Annotated in this window: 3 rRNA genes; all 3 read left to right on the top strand. The window is 55.3% G+C overall.

The features are described 5' to 3' along the window. The first annotated feature begins 246 nt into the window (after positions 1-246). Positions 247-1,764: ribosomal RNA gene (locus DNK54_RS20945) — 16S ribosomal RNA — on the top strand. 293 nt (positions 1,765-2,057) lie between these two features. Beyond that, a 23S ribosomal RNA gene (locus DNK54_RS20940) occupies positions 2,058-5,156 on the top strand. A gap of 88 nt (positions 5,157-5,244) precedes the next feature. Further along, positions 5,245-5,361 (top strand): 5S ribosomal RNA (gene rrf, locus DNK54_RS20935). Together the 16S, 23S and 5S rRNA genes form the textbook arrangement of a ribosomal RNA operon. Positions 5,362-5,424: the final 63 nt, after the last annotated feature.

Raw genomic sequence — 5,424 nt, 5'->3', positions numbered from 1 at the left:
TCGGGTAAGTTTGGTCGGGTTGCCTCACGGGCCGCTGGTCGCGGGTTTGCGGTTGGTTGGTGTGGGTGTGTGTGATTCTTGAGAACTCAACAGTGTGTCAATATATAGTCGACGAATTAGTTTGTTTACCCGTCTGGCTTTGCATCTCTTTGTGGGGTGTTTGGTTGGTAGGGTTCCTTTGATTGAGACAATGATTCTGACATTCGTGTCAGTGTTGTTTTGGTTGGGGTTTGGATTTTCTGTTTTTCAATGGAGAGTTTGATCCTGGCTCAGGACGAACGCTGGCGGCGTGCTTAACACATGCAAGTCGAGCGGTAAGGCCCTTTCGGGGGTACACGAGCGGCGAACGGGTGAGTAACACGTGAGTAATCTGCCCTTCACTTCGGGATAACTACCGGAAACGGTGGCTAATACCGGATATGACCACTTCACGCATGTGATGGTGGTGGAAAGTTCTGGCGGTGGAGGATGAGCTCGCGGCCTATCAGCTTGTTGGTGAGGTAGTGGCTCACCAAGGCTTCGACGGGTAGCCGGCCTGAGAGGGTGACCGGCCACACTGGGACTGAGACACGGCCCAGACTCCTACGGGAGGCAGCAGTGGGGAATATTGGACAATGGGCGAAAGCCTGATCCAGCAACGCCGCGTGAGGGATGACGGCCTTCGGGTTGTAAACCTCTTTCAGCTCTGACGAAGCGCAAGTGACGGTAGGAGCAGAAGAAGCACCGGCCAACTACGTGCCAGCAGCCGCGGTAATACGTAGGGTGCGAGCGTTGTCCGGAATTATTGGGCGTAAAGGGCTCGTAGGCGGTTAGTCGCGTCGGGAGTGAAAACTCGGAGCTTAACTCCGAGCCTGCTTCCGATACGGGCTGACTAGAGGTATGCAGGGGAGAACGGAATTCCTGGTGTAGCGGTGAAATGCGCAGATATCAGGAGGAACACCGGTGGCGAAGGCGGTTCTCTGGGCATTACCTGACGCTGAGGAGCGAAAGTGTGGGGAGCGAACAGGATTAGATACCCTGGTAGTCCACACCGTAAACGTTGGGCGCTAGGTGTGGGACTCATTCCACGAGTTCCGTGCCGCAGCTAACGCATTAAGCGCCCCGCCTGGGGAGTACGGCCGCAAGGCTAAAACTCAAAGGAATTGACGGGGGCCCGCACAAGCGGCGGAGCATGCGGATTAATTCGATGCAACGCGAAGAACCTTACCTGGGTTTGACATATGCCGGAAAGCTCTAGAGATAGAGCCCCTTTTAGTCGGTATACAGGTGGTGCATGGCTGTCGTCAGCTCGTGTCGTGAGATGTTGGGTTAAGTCCCGCAACGAGCGCAACCCTCGTCCTATGTTGCCAGCACGTTATGGTGGGGACTCATAGGAGACTGCCGGGGTCAACTCGGAGGAAGGTGGGGATGACGTCAAGTCATCATGCCCCTTATGTCCAGGGCTTCACGCATGCTACAATGGCCGGTACAAAGGGCTGCGATACCGTAAGGTGGAGCGAATCCCAAAAAGCCGGTCTCAGTTCGGATTGGGGTCTGCAACTCGACCCCATGAAGTCGGAGTCGCTAGTAATCGCAGATCAGCAACGCTGCGGTGAATACGTTCCCGGGCCTTGTACACACCGCCCGTCACGTCACGAAAGTCGGCAACACCCGAAGCCGGTGGCCCAACCCTTGTGGAGGGAGCCGTCGAAGGTGGGGCTGGCGATTGGGACGAAGTCGTAACAAGGTAGCCGTACCGGAAGGTGCGGCTGGATCACCTCCTTTCTAAGGAGCTTTTAGCGCCGATCATGTTGTGGTTGGTTACCTCTGCTTCGTGGCCGTGTGTGTCACGGTGGGGGGAGCTCATTGAGTGGAACGTCGGCGCTGTGCCTCGCTTTTGGTGGGGTGTGGTTTTTTGGCACACTGTTGGGTCCTGAGGGATCACGTGCACCGTGGGTGTGTGGGGTTTCTTGGTTGGCCGGGTCATTGGCTTGCATCTGTGTTGTGGGTGTGGGTGGTGGTGCTGGTTGTTGTTTGAGAACTGGACAGTGGACGCGAGCATCTTTGTAGCAAAAGTTTGACAAGCTACTTAGGGCACATGGTGGATGCCTTGGCACCAAGAGCCGATGAAGGACGTAGAAGCCTGCGATAAGCCCCGGGGAGTTGGCAATCGAGCTGTGATCCGGGGGTGTCCGAATGGGGAAACCCAGCTGGAGTCATGTCCAGTTACCCACATCTGAACACATAGGGTGTGTGGAGGGAACGTCGGGAAGTGAAACATCTCAGTACCGACAGGAAGAGAAAACAACAGTGATTCCGAGAGTAGTGGCGAGCGAAATCGGATGAGGCTAAACTCAAGCAGTGTGATAGCCGGCAGGTGTTGCTGTTTGGGGGTTGTGGGGCCGTTTTGTTCATGCTGCCGCATGGGCGCAGAGTAAGAAACTACTTGTGAAGCAGAAGTGGACTGGAATGTCCTGGCGTAGAGGGTGAGACCCCCGTACGTGTAAGTGAGTAGCTCTGGAACGTTACCCCAAGTAACACGGAACTCCTGAAATTCCGTGTGAATCTGGCGGGACCACCCGTTAAGCCTAAATACTCCTTGGTGACCGATAGCGGACAAGTACCGTGAGGGAAAGGTGAAAAGTACCCCTGGCGGGGAGTGAAATAGTACCTGAAACCATGTGCCTACAATCCGTCGGAGCTCTCCTTGTGGGGGTGACGGCGTGCCTTTTGAAGAATGAGCCTGCGAGTTTGCGGTGTGTTGCGAGGTTAACCCGTGTGGGGTAGCCGTAGCGAAAGCGAGTCCGAATAGGGCGTTTGAGTAGCACGCTCAAGACCCGAAGCGGAGTGATCTATCCATGGGCAGGTTGAAGCGCGGGTAAGACCGCGTGGAGGACCGAACCCACTTAGGTTGAAAACTGAGGGGATGACCTGTGGATAGGGGTGAAAGGCCAATCAAACTCCGTGATAGCTGGTTCTCCCCGAAATGCATTTAGGTGCAGCGTTGCGTGTTTCTTGCCGGAGGTAGAGCACTGGATAGCCGATGGGCCCTACCAGGTTACTGACGTTAGCCAAACTCCGAATGCCGGTAAGTGAGAGCGCAGCAGTGAGACTGCGGGGGATAAGCTCCGTAGTCGAGAGGGAAACAGCCCAGACCATCAGCTAAGGCCCCTAAGCGGTGACTAAGTGGAAAAGGATGTGGAGTCGCATAGACAACCAGGAGGTTGGCTTGGAAGCAGCCACCCTTGAAAGAGTGCGTAATAGCTCACTGGTCAAGTGATTCCGCGCCGACAATGTAGCGGGGCTCAAGTCATCCGCCGAAGCTATGGCATTCACATGTTAAGACAAGCCTTCGTGGTTCAGTTGTGTGGATGGGTAGGGGAGCGTCGTGTGGGCAGTGAAGCGCCGGAGTGATCCAGGTGTGGAGACTACACGAGTGAGAATGCAGGCATGAGTAGCGAATGAAGAGTGAGAAACTCTTCCGCCGAATGATCAAGGGTTCCAGGGTCAAGCTAATCTGCCCTGGGTAAGTCGGGACCTAAGGCGAGGCCGACAGGCGTAGTCGATGGACAACGGGTTGATATTCCCGTACCGGCGAAGTAACGCCAATGGCGAATCAGTGATGCTAACCGCCCAGAAGCATTCTTATCCCTTCGGGGAGGGGGTGTGGATGCGCGGGATCCGAACTGGTAGTAGTCAAGCGATGGGGTGACGCAGGAAGGTAGTCCAACCACGCCGATGGTTGTTGCGTGGCTAAGGGTGTAGGGCGAGAGGTAGGCAAATCCGTCTCTCATGTGCCTGAGACCTGATGGGGAGCCGTTTATGGTGAAGTGGATGATCCTATGCTGTCGAGAAAAACCTCTAGCGAGTTATGAGCCGCCCGTACCCCAAACCGACTCAGGTGATCAGGTAGAGAATACCAAGGCGATCGAGTGAACCATGGTTAAGGAACTCGGCAAAATGCCCCCGTAACTTCGGGAGAAGGGGGGCCGGATCCGTGAACCCACTTGCTGGGGGAAGCGGTGATGGCCGCAGAGACCAGGCCCAAGCGACTGTTTACTAAAAACACAGGTCCGTGCGAAGTTGTAAGACGATGTATACGGACTGACTCCTGCCCGGTGCTGGAAGGTTAAGGGGACCTGTTAGACGTAAGTCGAAGCGGAGAACTTAAGCCCCAGTAAACGGCGGTGGTAACTATAACCATCCTAAGGTAGCGAAATTCCTTGTCGGGTAAGTTCCGACCTGCACGAATGGAGTAACGACTTGGGCGCTGTCTCAACCATGGACTCGGCGAAATTGCAGTACGAGTAAAGATGCTCGTTACGCGCGGCAGGACGGAAAGACCCCGGGACCTTTACTATAGTTTGGTATTGGTGTTTGGTTCGGCTTGTGTAGGATAGGTGGGAGACTGTGAAGCTTCAACGCCAGTTGGGGTGGAGTCATCGTTGAAATACCACTCTGGTCGTACTAGATGTCTAACCTAGGTCCGTTATCCGGATCAGGGACAGTGCCTGATGGGTAGTTTAACTGGGGCGGTTGCCTCCTAAAATGTAACGGAGGCGCTCAAAGGTTCCCTCAGCCTGGTTGGCAATCAGGTTTTGAGTGTAAGTGCACAAGGGAGCTTGACTGTGAGACAGACATGTCGAGCAGGGACGAAAGTCGGAACTAGTGATCCGGCGCTGGCATGTGGAAGCGGCGTCGCTCAACGGATAAAAGGTACCCCGGGGATAACAGGCTGATCTTCCCCAAGAGTCCATATCGACGGGATGGTTTGGCACCTCGATGTCGGCTCGTCGCATCCTGGGGCTGGAGTAGGTCCCAAGGGTTGGGCTGTTCGCCCATTAAAGCGGCACGCGAGCTGGGTTTAGAACGTCGTGAGACAGTTCGGTCCCTATCCGCCGCGCGCGTAGGAAACTTGAGAAAGGCTGTCCCTAGTACGAGAGGACCGGGATGGACGAACCTCTGGTGTGCCAGTTGTTCCGCCAGGAGCACGGCTGGTTGGCTACGTTCGGAAGTGATAACCGCTGAATGCATCTAAGCGGGAAGCATGTTTCAAGATGAGGTTTCCCACCAGGTTAACTGGGTAAGGCCCCCTAGAGACGATGGGGTTGATAGGCCGGAGGTGTACAGCAGTGATGCCTAGCCGACCGGTACTAATAGGCCGAGGGCTTGTCTCTTTTCTATCTTTTTTGTTTCGCGTCCACTGTTTGGTTCTGGGACAACAACCAGGCTCGGTTTTGTTGGTTGAGTAGTGTTCCATAGTGTTACGGCGGCCATAGCGTCAGGGAAACACCCGGTCCCATTCCGAACCCGGAAGTTAAGCCTGACAGCGCCGATGGTACTGCAATCGCGAGGTTGTGGGAGAGTAGGACGTCGCCGGACTTACTTTAGGTGTGGGTCATCCCCAGAGATTCAACTCTCGGGGGGTGGCCCACACTGCATTTG

This window comes from Nocardioides daejeonensis, from assembly GCF_003194585.1.
Classification (GTDB): Bacteria; Actinomycetota; Actinomycetes; order Propionibacteriales; family Nocardioidaceae; genus Nocardioides; species Nocardioides daejeonensis.
Note: the sequence above shows the minus strand (reverse complement) of the source record. Positions and strands in the feature narration are given on the sequence as shown.